We start from the raw sequence: 13113 nt of genomic DNA, 5'->3' as shown, positions 1-13113 counted from the left end.
AAATATTAATTATGTATTTAATTAATTTCAAGCGAGTGTTGCTATGACATCTGAAATCGCCGCCCGGCCGGCGCCGTCGATCCGCCTGCTGTTCAGCGCGCTGCTGCTGGTAATGCTGCTGTCGGCGCTGGACCAGACCATCGTCTCGACCGCGCTGCCGACCATCGTCGGCGAACTCGGCGGGCTGGATAAGCTCTCGTGGGTGGTCACGGCCTATATCCTGAGCTCGACCATCGTGGTGCCGCTGTACGGTAAATTCGGCGATCTGTTCGGGCGAAAAATCGTGCTCCAGGTGGCGATCGTGCTGTTTCTCGTCGGCTCGGCGCTGTGCGGCCTGGCGCAGAATATGACGCAGCTGGTGCTGATGCGCGCGCTGCAGGGGCTGGGCGGCGGCGGCCTGATGGTGATCAGCATGGCGGCGGTCGCCGACGTGATCCCCCCGGCGAACCGCGGCCGCTATCAGGGGCTATTCGGCGGAGTCTTTGGCCTGGCGACGGTCATCGGGCCGCTGATCGGCGGTTTTCTGGTGCAGCACGCCTCCTGGCGCTGGATTTTCTATATCAACCTGCCGCTGGGGCTGTTTGCGCTGCTGGTTATTGGCGCGGTGTTCCACAGCAGCAACAGACGCAGCGCGCACCAGATAGACTGGCTGGGGGCGTTTTACCTGAGTATGGCGCTGGTGTGCATCATCCTCTTTACCTCCGAAGGCGGCAGCGTGCGGCCGTGGAATGACCCGCAGCTGTGGTGCACTCTGGCCTTTGGCGTGGTGGGGATGATTGGCTTTATTTATGAGGAACGGCTGGCCCTTGAACCTATTATTCCGCTCTCGCTGTTCCGTAACCGCACCTTTCTGTTGTGCAGCATGATTGGTTTTGTGATCGGCATGGCGCTGTTTGGCTCGGTGACCTTCCTGCCGCTCTATCTGCAGGTGGTGAAGGCGGCCACTCCGACCGAAGCCGGGCTGCAGCTGATCCCGCTGATGGGCGGCCTGCTGCTGACGTCGATCGTCAGCGGGCGCATTATCAGCCGTACCGGTAAATACCGCCTGTTCCCGATTCTCGGCACTCTGCTGGGCGTGGCGGGGATGGTGCTGCTGACCCGCATTACCATCCATTCGCCGATGTGGCAGCTGTATCTGTTTACCGGCGTATTGGGGGCGGGCCTGGGGCTGGTGATGCAGGTGCTGGTGCTGGCGGTACAGAACGCGATGCCCGCCCAGATGTACGGCGTGGCCACCTCGGGCGTGACGCTGTTTCGCTCGATTGGCGGCTCGATCGGCGTGGCGCTGTTCGGCGCGGTCTTTACCCACGTACTGCAAAACAACCTGCAGTGCCTGCTGCCGGAGGGCGCTGAGCTGCCCAGGGCGCTGAATCCGGAGGCGGTACAGGCCCTGCCGACGACGATCCGCCTCGATTATCTCGACGCCTTCGGCGCGGCCATTCACGCCGCCTTCCTGATGGCCGCCGGCATTATGGCCGTTGCCTTTATGCTTTCATGGCTGCTGAAAGAGGTGCCGCTGAAAAAGGCGGCTGGCTAGGCGGTTCCGGCGATACGCAGCAGCGCCCGGCGCAAAGCCGGCGCGGCGAAGCTGAGGAACTTGCGCAGCTTGAGCGGGGCCAGATCCCGGCTGGTATACAGCAGGTGCACCGGCGCCGGCTCGGGTTCCACCGATTCCAGAATGAGCTGCAGCTCACCGCGGGTCAGGCCGTCGATGGCCTGATAGTGCAGCAGCCGCGCCACGCCAGCCCCCAGCCGGGCGGCGTCCGCGGCGCTTTCCGGGGTGGTGACCGACAGCACGGCGCGCAGAGCTACCAGCCGATCTGCCGCTTCGGCGGCGCGAAAGCGCCAGCCGCGATAGGGCATCGGCGATTCAATACTAATAATCGGCAGCCCTTCCAGCTCGCGCGGGCGCTGCGGCACGCCGTGCTTTGTCAGCAGCAGCGGGTGGGCGCAGGTGACGATACGCATCTCGCCGAGGCGGGTGGCCACCATACCGCTATCCGGCAGCGCGCCGATGCGCACCGCCAGGTCGACGTGGTCGTCTATCAGGTCAACGTTACGGTCGCTGAGCAGCAAACGAACGTTAATTTGCGGATAACGGGCGAGAAAATCGGTCACCACCGGCAAAACGTGGACGCGACCGAACATCGTGGGCGCGGCGATCACCAGCTCGCCCTTGGGCTGCAGATACTCCCCGGCCGCCTGCCGCTCGGCGTTGTCCACCTCTTCAAGGATCCGCCGCGCGGCGGCGACGTACTCTACGCCGGCATCGGTCAGCGTAAGCCGGCGGGTGGTGCGGATCAGCAGGCGCGCGCCGAGCGCGCTTTCCAGCTCGGCAATATTGCGGCTGACGGTGGTCAGCGGCGTGTTCAGCGCGCGTGCCGCCGCCGACATACTGCCCAGTTCGGTAACCTTCACCAGCAGCGCCATCGCGCTTAATCGGTCCATTATTATCCCGCTCTACGGAAAGATGATTGCCAGATCTCCAGTATTATCATTTGTCGCAGCAGAGTCCATGCTGTGGTCAGCGATACGAGGTGCGGAGGATCTATGGCCGGTGACTTTCTTGGCATTGCCATCACCCCGGATGTGATGGATGTCCAGCATGAAATGGGCAGCGACGGGCTGTGGCAATCGCCCCATAGCCACCGTCAGGCGGAGCGCTTTACCGCCAGCGAGGAGGCGATGATTACCACCCGGGATAGCTTTTATCTGGCCACCGTTTCGCAAACCGGCTGGCCCTATATCCAGCATCGCGGCGGGCCGCCCGGCTTTCTGCATCTGCTGGATGAGACGACCCTGGCAATGGCTGATTTTAGCGGCAACCGGCAGTACATCAGCACCGGCAACCTGCGGGGAAGCGCCAGGGCGTGCCTGTTTTTGATGGATTACCCGCGCCGTGCCAGGCTGAAAATCTACGCCACCGTTGAGGTGCTGGCGGTGGATGACGATCCCGCGCTGCTGGCGCGGGTAAAGCCGGAAAATTACCGCGGCAGGGTTGAGCGCATTTTTCGCTTTCATCTGCAGGCGTTCGACTGGAACTGCCCGCAGCATATTACGCCGCGCTATAGCGCCCAGCAGGTGGCGGAGTATAGCCAGACGCTGCAGCAGCGTATTCACGACCTCGAGCAGGAGAATCAGCGCCTGCAGCAGTTAACCCACACAGGAGAAGATCATGACTGAACAACGCCCGCCGCTGCCGCCGTTTACCCGCGAAAGCGCGGCGCAAAAGGTACGCGCCGCCGAAGATGGCTGGAACAGCCGCGATGCGCAGAAGGTCGCGCTGGCCTACACTCCCGATAGCGAATGGCGCAACCGCAGCGAGTTTGTGCACGGGCGCGCGGAAATCGTCGGCTTCCTGCAGCGCAAATGGCGCAAAGAGCAGGAGTACCGGCTGATTAAGGAGCTGTGGGCGTGGAGCGATAACCGCATTGCGGTGCGTTTCGCCTACGAATGGCATGACGACAGCGGCAACTGGTTCCGCTCGTACGGCAATGAAAACTGGGAGTTTGATGAGCACGGCCTGATGCGCACGCGCTACGCCTGCATCAACGATCTGCCGATCGCCGAAAGCGAACGCCTGTTCCACTGGCCCCTGAGCCGCCGCCCTGATGACCATCCGGGGCTCAGCGCTCTGGGGCTGTAAAGCAGGCGTTAACTTACGGGTTAATCGGCTTGCGGGAAATCAACAACCGTATCGTTAACCCGGTTCACCATGTTGGTGAACAGAATTGCGTCCGGCGAGTGGCGACGCCGGTTCAGGCGAAAATAGTCGTCCGGTTTTCGGTTGCCGCCTCCAGGGGCGAAGCGCCAGAATCCTGCGCATAACAACAAAACCGGAGGACATATGGATTTCGCACAACAACATCATCAGGCCACGCCAGTGCTGCTGGCTAACGTCTGGGACGTCCCCAGCGCCAGAGCCGCGGCTGCCGCGGGCTATTCGGCGGTAGGCACTTCCAGCGCCGCTATTGCCGACACCTGTGGTTATAACGATGGTGAAGAGCTCGCGTTTGCTGAGCTGCTCTTGCTCGTCACGCGTATCCGCGTGCAGGTTGCGCTGCCGCTGAGCGTGGATATGGAGTTCGGGTATGGCGCCAGCGTCGCCGAGGTGGTAGATAATCTGTGCGCGCTGGCGCAAACCGGCGTGGCAGGCGTTAATCTCGAGGACAGCGTGGTGATCGACGGCGAGCGGCGTCTGGTGGATGCGGAAACCTATGCCCGCCGCCTGCGGGCGGTTAAAACGGGGCTGGAGCAGGCTGGCGTCGCGTTGTTTCTTAATATTCGCACCGATCCGTTTTTGCTTAACCGACCGCAGGCGCTGGCTGAGACGGTTGCCCGGGGTCAGCTGTACGCGCGAAATGGGGCTGACGGCCTGTTTGTCCCTTGCGTTACCGAGGCGGCGGATATTGCGGCGATAGCGGCGGCGGTTGCGCTGCCTCTGAACGTCATGGCGATGCCCGCGCTGCCCGATATTGACCAGCTGACTCGTCTCGGAGTGAAGCGGATTTCTATGGGCAACGCGCTGCATAGCGCCCTGCAGGAGCATCTGCGCTCTCTGCTGCAAAACGTGCGACAGCAGCAATCGTTTAAAGGGGTATTCAGCCATGCAGGTGACTGATAAAGGGTTATGCGATACCTGGTATGAGGCGCTGGTGGCCCGCTCATCCCAATACGCCGGGCTTTTTTACGTCGGCGTGAAAACCACCGGCGTGTTCTGCATCGCCACCTGCCGCGCCCGCAAGCCAAAGCGGGAAAACGTGGAGTTTTATAGCGATTTCAAAGCCGCGCTCAGCGCCGGCTTTCGCCCGTGTAAAATTTGCCGGCCGACGGAAAACGCCAGCTCCGCGCCGCCGATGGTGGAGCAGGTGATGCAGCAGCTGCGCGCCGCGCCCAAGGTGCGGATCACCGACGACCAGCTGCGCCAGCAGCACATCAGCCCGGAACGCATGCGCCGCTGGTTTAGCCAGAACTACGGCATGACCTTTCAGGCCTTCCAGCGGATGCTGCGGGTCAATACCGCCCTGCAGGAGCTGCAGGGCGGGCGCAGCGCGACCGAGGTGGCGTTTGACAGCGGCTACGATTCGCTAAGCGGCTTCGGCTATACCTGCAAAAAGCTCACCGGCCGGGCGCCGAGCAAAGCGGGGCGGGTGATCCTGATCCAGCGCTTTACCACCCCCATCGGGCCGATGTTTGTTTGCGCTACCGAGCGCGGGGTTTGCCTGCTGGAGTTTGTCGACCGACGGATGCTGGAGAGCGAATTCCGCGATCTTCAGCGCCTGCTGGCGGCCAATATTATTGCCGGGGAAAACGCCCACACGCGCCAGGCGGTGGCGGAGATCGGGGAGTACTTTGCCGGCCAGCGGCAGCGCTTTTCCCTGACGCTTGAGGCGCCGGGCAGCGATTTTCAGCAGGCGGTCTGGCAACAGCTGCGGGCGGTGCCCTACGGCACAACCGAGCATTATCAGGGGCTTGCTGAGCAGATGGGCAACGCCGGGGCGGTACGCGCGGTGGCCAACGCCAACGGCGCCAACCGGCTGGCGATCGTTATTCCCTGCCACCGGATTATTGGCAAAGATGGCTCGCTCACCGGCTATGGCGGCGGCCTGGCGCGCAAAGAGTGGCTGCTGGCCCATGAGGCGAAATTCAGCAGATGATTTTATTTCCTGTTGCTGCTTTTGATGTTTAAAAGCTGGCCATAAAGCCGTTATAGTTTCGTACGAAAATAATAATGACTTTCTAATGGACTAACAGGGTGAAAATAATGAACTTGCGTTTATGGGCAGCCGCCGCGGTGGCGCTGGCGGGCCTGCTGCTGGCGGGTTGCGATCGGCAGGACGGCGATGCGAAACACATTAAAGTTGGCGTCATTAACGGCGCAGAGCAGGATGTGGCGGAAGTGGCGAAGAAGGTGGCGAAAGAGAAGTATGGCCTTGACGTTGAGCTGGTTGGCTTTAGCGGCTCCCTGCTGCCGAACGAATCGACGAACGCCGGGGATCTGGACGCCAACGTCTTCCAGCACCGGCCGTTCCTCGAGCAGGATAATAAAGCCCACGGCTATCACCTGGTGGCGGTCGGCAACACCTTCGTATTCCCGATGGCGGGCTACTCGCGCAAGATTAAATCGGTCGCCGACCTGAAAGACGGGGCGACTATCGCCATTCCTAACGATCCGACCAACCTCGGCCGCGCGCTGCTTCTGCTGCAGCAGCAGAAGCTGATTACCCTCAAAGCCGGCACCGGGCTGCTGCCGACGGCAATCGATATCACCGCCAACCCGCATAACCTGAAAATCATGGAGCTCGAAGGCGCGCAGCTGCCGCGGGTGATCGACGATCCCAAAGTTGATGTGGCGATTATCAGCACCACCTACCTCCAGCAAACCGGGCTCTCTCCGGTGCGCGACGGCATTTTTATCGAGGATAAAAACTCCCCCTACGTGAACATCATCGTCACCCGCGAAGACAATAAAGATGCGCAGAACGTGAAGGAGTTTATGCAGTCCTACCAGTCGCCGGAAGTGGCGAAGGCGGCGGAAACGATCTTCAACGGCGGCGCGGTGCCGGGCTGGTAATCACTCACGCAGGGAGGGGGGTCTATGATTCGGCAACGTCAGGCGGATTTGCTGCTGGTCGCCGCCACGGTCATCGCCGCGTGCGGGTGGATATTTTCGCGTGAAGCCATCGCCGGGATGCCGGTTTTTGCCTTCCTCGGCCTGCGCTTCTTTTTCGCCGCGCTGCTGCTGCTGCCCTTCTGCCGCGGTTTCCGCGTCGGGAGGCGGCAGTGGCCGCAGATACTCATCAGCGGCCTGTGGTTTGCGCTCAACCTGTGCCTGTGGATTTACTCGGTATCGACCACGCCGTCGCTGGGCGAGGGGGCGTTTATCATGAGCTTGTCGATGCTTTTCGTGCCGCTGACCGCATGGGTGATGATGAAAACGCGCCCGGCGCGCGCTTACTGGGAGTGCCTGCCGCTGGCGATCGTCGGCCTTGCCCTGCTGAGCCTGCATATGCCGATTGCCTTCCACCCCAGTCAGGGCTGGTTTCTGCTTACCGCGCTGGTGCAGTCAATCTGGTTCTGCTACACCAGCCGCTGCGCCCGCGAGGTGCCGCTGATCCCGCTGACCGCCGTGCAGCTGGGGATCACCGGCCTGGTGGGGCTGGCGATCTCGGTGGCGTTTGAAAGCTGGGATCGGCCGTTTACCCTGCCCACCTTCGGCTGGCTGCTCGCCAGTATCGTTATCGCCACCAGCCTGCGCTTCGGCCTGCAGATGAAGGGCCAGAAGTACGCGGCGGTTGCCAGCGCGGCGATTATTATGGTGCTCGAACCGCTGCTGACGGTGATTGCCGCCGCCCTGTGGTATCACGAGCAGCTGCCGCTGCAGAAAATTGTCGGCGGCGTGCTGATCCTGGTCGCCCAGCTGTGGTTCCGCTGGCGCATGCTTAAGCCGTTACGCTAAACCGCCGCGCTGCTGCGCCATCAGGTGCAGCAGCGGCACCAGCGATAGCCCGTCCGGCATCTCGCCGCGGGCGATCAGCTCCCCGATCTCTTCGAAGGTAAACCAGCCGGTTTCCATCACCTCATCCTGATCGGCGTCCATCCCAACGTACTCCAGATCGCGGGCAAGCCAGGTGATGAATAGCTGGTCGCTGCTGCCGTAGGAGGGGTTGTAGCGGATAATCTCTTCGGCGTTTTTGGCCTGCCAGCCGGTCTCTTCGCGCAGCTCGCGCAGGGCGGCCGCCCGCGGCTCTTCGCCTTCATCGATGCCGCCCGACGGAATAGCCCATACCACCTGGTCAATCAGATAGCGGTAGTGGCGGATCAGCAGCACTTTATCCTGCTGCATCGCCACAATGCCTACCGCCGGGCGCGGGTAGTGGATGGAGTAAAAGTCGCGGCGTTGGTCGGCGGTGACGTCGATAGCCACCTTGCGCATGCTGAACCAGGGGGTGTCGGCAATCACTTCGGCATCGTGCATATCGTCGGCGGTCAGTCTCTTTTTCATCGGGGCCACTTGTGCAGAAAATTGAGCGTTCAGCACACCATAGCCGGCGGCGGCTGGCAAGCGCGGAAAGTTGGCCCAATCCCATCGATCATTGCCCGAATGCCCATATTGCGCCAGGCTTGCGGGACGTACGATGTTCGCCAGATTCCCCCGAAGAGGCATGCGCATCATGAACATCACCCACATCCGTAACGCGACCCAAATAATTGAATACGCGGGTAAAAAGTTTCTCATCGATCCGATGCTGGCGGATAAGGCCGCCTGGCCGGGATTTGTCGGCACCGCCCGCAGCGAGCTGCGTAACCCGCTGGTGGGGCTGCCTTTTCCGCTCTCTGTCATTGTTGACGTCGACGCCGTTATCGTGACCCATACCCATGAGGATCACTGGGACGCGGCGGCGATCGCCGCGATTCCCAAAGCGCTGCCGGTTTTTGTCCAGCATGAGGCCGATGCCCGGCTGCTGCGTAGTCAGGGGTTTAGCGATATTCGCCTGCTGTCTGAGAGCAGCGAATTTGCCGGCGTGACCCTGCAGAAAACCACCTCCGGGCAGCATGGGAGCGATCGCACCTATGCCGTGCCGGCGATGGCGGAGCGCCTGGGCGAAGCCTGCGGCGTGGTGCTGCGTCATCCGCAGGAGAAAACGCTGTGGCTGGTGGGTGACACCATCTGGCGCGATGAAATCGAAGCCGACATGATCCGCCTGCGCCCCGACGTGGTGGTGCTGAATGCCGGATATGCCCACGTCATCGGCTTTGGGCCGATCATCATGGGTAAAGAAGACGTGCTGAAAACGCACTTTACCCTGCCGGAAGCGCAGATCGTCGTCGGCCATATGGAGGCGGTGAACCACTGCCTGCTGAGCCGCCGGGAGCTGAGCGAGTACGTGGCTGACAACCAGATTGCCGGGGTGGTCAGCATCCCGCAGGATGGGGAAAGCATGGTATTTTAACTTCCTGACGGGGAGAGGAGGCAGCGATGAAATTAACCGACGTGGCGATTGTCGCGGTGGAAGGGTTTAGCCCGTTTCACTACTCCGTTCCCTGCATGCTGTTTGGCGACAGCGTGTCAGAAACGAAGCGCTTTAACCTCCATCTGTGCGCCGAGCGGCCAGGGCTGCTGACCGCCCGCGACGGCTTTGCGCTTCACGCCCGGGATGATTTTACCGCCCTTGAGCGGGCGGATATTGTGGTGGTGCCCTACTGGGGCGCGGTAAATCAGCGCCCGCCGCAGGCGCTGCTCGATAGCCTGGTGCGGGCGAGCGACAACGGCGCTGAAATTGTCGGTCTCTGCGTGGGGGCGTTCGTGCTGGGCTACGCAGGGCTGCTGGACGGCAGGCGGGCGGCGACCCACTGGGAGTTTGAGCAGGATTTTCAGCGCCTGTTCCCGCAGGTGCGGCTGGATATCAACGCGCTGTACGTTGATGACCGGCGGATAATCACCTCAGCGGGCACCGCGGCGGCGCTCGACTGCTGCCTGTATATTATTCGTCAGCGCTTCGGCAGCCTGGCGGCCAACCAGATTGCCCGCCGGATGATCGTTCCGCCCCATCGCGAAGGCGGTCAGGCGCAGTTTATCGCCCAGCCGGTGCCGAAAAGCACCCGCGATGCGCGCATTAACTGCCTGCTTGAGTATCTCCAGCAGCATATTCACGAAGCGCACAATCTCGATTCGCTGGCCCAGCTGGTGGCGATGAGCCGCCGCACCCTGACCCGTCATTTTGCGCAGGCCACCGGGATGAGCATTGCCGACTGGCTCACCGCCGAGCGGCTGCGGCGCAGCCAGATCCTGCTCGAAGCGGGCGAGATGCCCGTTGAGCAGGTGGCGGAAATGGTCGGGTTTCGCTCCGCCGTCACCTGGCGCCAGCAGTTTAAGTCCCGCTTCGGCGTCAGCCCGGCGGAGTGGCGAAGGACCTTCCGCCGCGGGGCTTAGCCGGCGAGGGTGGCGATGTCGATCACGAAGCGGTATTTGACGTCGCCTTTGATCATCCTTTCCCACGCTTCGTTGATCCGATCCCCGCGGATCAGCTCGATATCGGCGACGATACCGTGTTCGGCGCAGAAATCGAGCATCTCCTGGGTTTCCGGGATCCCGCCAATCATCGAGCCGGCAATCGACCGGCGGCGAAATATCAGGTTAAACACTTCCGGCGACGGGTGCGGGGTCGCCGGCGCGCCCACCAGGGTCAGGGTACCGTCGCGTTTAAGCAGCGTGGTGAAGGCATCGAGGTTGTGTGACGCCGCCACGGTGTTAAGAATAAAGTCGAAGCTTTTGACATGCGCCGCCATTTCCGCCTCGTTGCGCGACACCACGACTTCATCCGCACCCAGCTCCCTGGCCGCGTCACGCTTGGATTCCGAGGTGGTAAAGGCCACCACGTGGGCGCCCATGGCGTGGGCCAACTTGATCCCCATGTGCCCCAGCCCGCCGATGCCGACGATGCCTACTTTTTTACCCGGCCCGACGTTCCAGTGGCGCAGCGGCGAGTATGTGGTGATACCGGCGCACAGCAGCGGCGCCACGGCGGCCAGCTGCTCCTGCGGGTGGCGCACGCGCAGCACGTAGCGCTCGTGAACCACGATTTGCTGGGAGTAGCCGCCCAGCGTATGGCCGGGCGCATCCTGAGTGGGGCCGTTATAGGTGAGCACCATGTTGTCGCAGTAGTTTTCCAGCCCAGCCTCGCACTCATCGCACTGCTGACAGCTGTCGACCATACAGCCGACGCCCACCAGGTCGCCCACCGCGTGGCCGGAGACGTGGTCGCCGACGGCGGTGACCCGGCCCACGATTTCATGCCCCGGCACGCAGGGATAGATCGTCCCTGCCCATTCCGAGCGGGCCTGGTGCAGGTCGGAGTGACAGACGCCGCAGTAGTCGATGGCGATCTGCACATCGTGCGGCCCCGGCTCGCGGCGGGAGATGGCCATCGCGGCCAGCGGCTGGCTGGCGGAGTTGGTACCAATAGCGTTGATCTGCATAGCGAAACCTCTTCTGAATAAACGTGCTGAATGGGGCGGAGGGAGGTGCGTGTTTTTTGCGCGGCAACGCTAAGCGTAGCCTGGCTAGCGCCGGATGGGAGGGGATTAGCTCAAAGGGTTAAAAAGGGGCGGACGCTCCCCCGGCCGGCGGGGGAGTCAGGGGTTATCGGGGCTCAACGGCCGTCAGAAAGGCGCTTCAGTGCCGCAAACCGTTGTCTTAGAATCCTTCCAGCACGATTTTGCCCACCGCGCGTCCGGTTTCAAGATGAGCGTGGGCTTTCTGCAGATTCTCCGCGGTGATGGCGCCGTAGTGTGCGCCGAGCGTGGTTTTAATCGTTTTATCATCAATCAGCGCGGCGACGCGGGTCAGCAGCCGATGCTGGGCAATGATATCCGACGTTTCAAACATTGAGCGGGTAAACATAAACTCCCAGTGCAGCGAGATGCTTTTGGCCTTCAGCGGCCGGGCGTCGAGAGTTTGCGGATCGTCGATCAGCGCCAGCTTGCCCTGCGGCGCGAGGGCGGCAATCAGCTGCGGATAGTGCTGCTCGGTGTTGGTCAGGCTGGCGACGTGGGTCACTTCCTTCACCCCGATGCGGGCCAGCTCTTCGCTCAGCGGCTTATTGTGGTCAATAACCTGATGCGCGCCGGCGTCCAGCACCCATTTCTGGCTCTCCGGACGCGATGCCGTCCCGATCACCGTCATCCCGGTCAACCTGCTGGCCAGCTGGGTCAGGATTGACCCGACGCCGCCCGCTGCGCCGACGATCAGCAGCGTGTCGCCGGCGTTGCCGCCCTCCTGGACGCCCAGGCGGTCAAATAACAATTCCCAGGCGGTGATGGCGGTGAGCGGCAGGGCGGCCGCGGAAGCGTTATCCAGCGAGCGCGGCTTGAGGGCGACGATCCGTTCGTCCACCAGCTGAAACTCCGTGTTGCTGCCCGGACGACCCAGCGCGCCGGCGTACCAGACCTCGTCGCCCGGCGCGAAGAGGGTGACCGCATCGCCAACGGCTTTGACCGTACCAACCGCATCCCAGCCCAGCACGCGCGGCGTATCGGCATCGAATCCGGCGCGCACCTTGGTGTCCACCGGGTTAACGGAAATGGCCTTGACCTCAACCAGCAGGTCATGGCCCTCGGCGGTCGGAACCGGCAGCTCGATGGCGCTTAAAAAGGGGATATTGCGGCCTTCTGCCGCGGCGCGGGTAATGGCGATTGCTTTCATATACTCTCCGGTTTGCTAATGGGTTCATCGGTTGAATGCGTCGAGGATAGACCGGCGCCGTCCGGGGAAAAACGGTCCGGCGGCGATAAGAGTTATATTCAAAAAGAGAAAATCAGCTCAGGGTACAAGGTTAGGACGATATGGGCCCCGCTGTTTCATATTTGAGAATAATTTTGCGTAGACTTCAAAAATATTAATTCCTGAAGTAATGAATAATAATATTGCGTTATAGCTCAAAGTTTATGCCTTGACTCACGCCAGGCTGCATGCGACTTTCTCTATATCAAATAATAAACAGAGTTTCATATTTGAGACAAAAATATCATCATCGCGATATTTAGCTGATTGTTTCACCGCTGAGACAAATTAATTAAAAACGCCACTATTTAGCGGCGGCGGACTTCTGTTGCTTATTAAAATATAAAGTGAGGCATGTGCTATGCGTAAAATTATCATCACGCTGCTGCTGGGCGCGTGTACCGGGGGCTTCGCCCAGGCGGAGCAAGGAAAGTCGTTTCCGCATATCGGCTGGCGCAGCGCCGATAATCTCGCCGGCGTGGATTTTGGCGGCGCCCTGCGGGCAAACTACCGCTATGAAGACTGGCAGGGCAGTAATTATCGCAATCCGCCGCATCTGCGTTTCGATACCTTTCGTATCGACAGCAGCGGATTTTATAATAACTATTTCTTCGATGCCGGATTCTGGTTTCAGGATCATCATAAATATGCCGTCGACCGGGCCTATGTGGGCTATCGTTTAAACGATAATAACAATATTACGCTCGGTATTCCGGGTAAACCTTTTGGCCTTGAACCCTATCCGCAATTCGGCTGGTCCTACGGCATTCCCTTTTATTTAGGCTTTGGCGTTAATGCCGGCAGCGGGGTGAACTATCAATATCACGATA

13 protein-coding genes and 2 pseudogenes are annotated in these 13113 nt (G+C 61.2%); 10 read left to right on the top strand and 5 right to left on the bottom strand.

What is annotated here, in order from left to right:
* Nucleotides 1-43: 43 nt before the first annotated feature.
* A complete protein-coding gene (locus AC1M2H_RS27125) occupies nucleotides 44-1537 on the top strand; it encodes an MDR family MFS transporter (RefSeq protein ID WP_480149757.1) in 1494 nt (497 codons plus the stop codon).
* On the opposite strand, the gene AC1M2H_RS27120 is transcribed toward AC1M2H_RS27125, so the two are convergent.
* The gene (locus tag AC1M2H_RS27120; protein WP_480149756.1) at nucleotides 1534-2448 is read right to left on the bottom strand and encodes a LysR family transcriptional regulator; all 915 of its coding nucleotides are present in this window, start codon (nucleotides 2446-2448) and stop codon (nucleotides 1534-1536) included. The genes AC1M2H_RS27125 and AC1M2H_RS27120 overlap by 4 nt on opposite strands.
* Before the next feature lie 102 nt (nucleotides 2449-2550).
* Here AC1M2H_RS27120 and AC1M2H_RS27115 point away from each other — a divergent pair, with 102 nt between their 5' ends.
* Together AC1M2H_RS27115 and AC1M2H_RS27110 are read left to right on the top strand one after the other, a co-directional pair.
* A complete protein-coding gene (locus AC1M2H_RS27115) occupies nucleotides 2551-3183 on the top strand; it encodes a pyridoxamine 5'-phosphate oxidase family protein (RefSeq protein WP_480149755.1) in 633 nt (210 codons plus the stop codon).
* On the top strand, nucleotides 3176-3646 hold the full coding sequence (locus AC1M2H_RS27110; protein ID WP_480149754.1) for a nuclear transport factor 2 family protein: 471 nt from the start codon (nucleotides 3176-3178) through the stop codon (nucleotides 3644-3646). Before AC1M2H_RS27115 ends, AC1M2H_RS27110 begins: the two co-directional genes overlap by 8 nt.
* Nucleotides 3647-3666: 20 nt before the next feature.
* Here the strand turns inward: AC1M2H_RS27110 and AC1M2H_RS27105 are convergent.
* A pseudogene (locus tag AC1M2H_RS27105) lies at nucleotides 3667-3735 on the bottom strand (carboxymuconolactone decarboxylase family protein); the annotation flags it as partial.
* 112 nt (nucleotides 3736-3847) lie between these two features.
* On the opposite strand from AC1M2H_RS27105, the gene AC1M2H_RS27100 reads away from it, so the two are divergent.
* The 4 genes from AC1M2H_RS27100 to AC1M2H_RS27085 all read left to right on the top strand — a co-directional run bounded on the left by AC1M2H_RS27100 (nucleotide 3848) and on the right by AC1M2H_RS27085 (nucleotide 7459).
* Nucleotides 3848-4621, top strand: coding sequence for an isocitrate lyase/PEP mutase family protein (locus AC1M2H_RS27100; RefSeq protein WP_480149753.1), 774 nt, complete (start codon nucleotides 3848-3850; stop codon nucleotides 4619-4621).
* A complete protein-coding gene (locus AC1M2H_RS27095; protein WP_480149752.1) occupies nucleotides 4608-5657 on the top strand; it encodes a bifunctional transcriptional activator/DNA repair enzyme AdaA in 1050 nt (349 codons plus the stop codon). Before AC1M2H_RS27100 ends, AC1M2H_RS27095 begins: the two co-directional genes overlap by 14 nt.
* Nucleotides 5658-5764: 107 nt before the next feature.
* A complete protein-coding gene (nlpA, locus tag AC1M2H_RS27090) occupies nucleotides 5765-6574 on the top strand; it encodes a lipoprotein NlpA (protein WP_480149751.1) in 810 nt (269 codons plus the stop codon).
* A gap of 24 nt (nucleotides 6575-6598) precedes the next feature.
* Nucleotides 6599-7459, top strand: coding sequence for a DMT family transporter (locus AC1M2H_RS27085; RefSeq protein ID WP_480149750.1), 861 nt, complete (start codon nucleotides 6599-6601; stop codon nucleotides 7457-7459).
* On the opposite strand, the gene AC1M2H_RS27080 is transcribed toward AC1M2H_RS27085, so the two are convergent.
* The gene (locus AC1M2H_RS27080; RefSeq protein ID WP_480149749.1) at nucleotides 7451-8005 is read right to left on the bottom strand and encodes an NUDIX hydrolase; all 555 of its coding nucleotides are present in this window, start codon (nucleotides 8003-8005) and stop codon (nucleotides 7451-7453) included. The genes AC1M2H_RS27085 and AC1M2H_RS27080 overlap by 9 nt on opposite strands.
* 169 nt (nucleotides 8006-8174) lie before the next feature.
* Here AC1M2H_RS27080 and AC1M2H_RS27075 point away from each other — a divergent pair, with 169 nt between their 5' ends.
* On the top strand, nucleotides 8175-8954 hold the full coding sequence (locus tag AC1M2H_RS27075; protein ID WP_480149748.1) for an MBL fold metallo-hydrolase: 780 nt from the start codon (nucleotides 8175-8177) through the stop codon (nucleotides 8952-8954).
* 26 nt (nucleotides 8955-8980) lie between these two features.
* A complete protein-coding gene (locus tag AC1M2H_RS27070) occupies nucleotides 8981-9934 on the top strand; it encodes a GlxA family transcriptional regulator (protein ID WP_480149747.1) in 954 nt (317 codons plus the stop codon).
* Here AC1M2H_RS27070 and AC1M2H_RS27065 read toward each other — a convergent pair.
* Nucleotides 9931-10980, bottom strand: coding sequence for an NAD(P)-dependent alcohol dehydrogenase (locus AC1M2H_RS27065; protein ID WP_480149746.1), 1050 nt, complete (start codon nucleotides 10978-10980; stop codon nucleotides 9931-9933). The genes AC1M2H_RS27070 and AC1M2H_RS27065 overlap by 4 nt on opposite strands.
* A gap of 217 nt (nucleotides 10981-11197) precedes the next feature.
* Nucleotides 11198-12205, bottom strand: a complete 1008-nt coding sequence (locus tag AC1M2H_RS27060) for a zinc-binding alcohol dehydrogenase family protein (RefSeq protein WP_480149745.1) — start codon at nucleotides 12203-12205, stop codon at nucleotides 11198-11200.
* Nucleotides 12206-12644: 439 nt separating this feature from the next.
* On the opposite strand from AC1M2H_RS27060, the pseudogene AC1M2H_RS27055 reads away from it, so the two are divergent.
* Nucleotides 12645-13112: pseudogene (locus tag AC1M2H_RS27055) on the top strand (hypothetical protein); the annotation flags it as partial.
* Between the last annotated feature and the right edge of the window lies 1 nt (nucleotide 13113).

It is taken from the genome of Klebsiella sp. F11 (genome assembly GCF_056712265.1).
The sequence above is the reverse complement of the archived record's forward strand: the minus strand, read 5'-3'. Positions and strand labels throughout refer to the sequence as shown.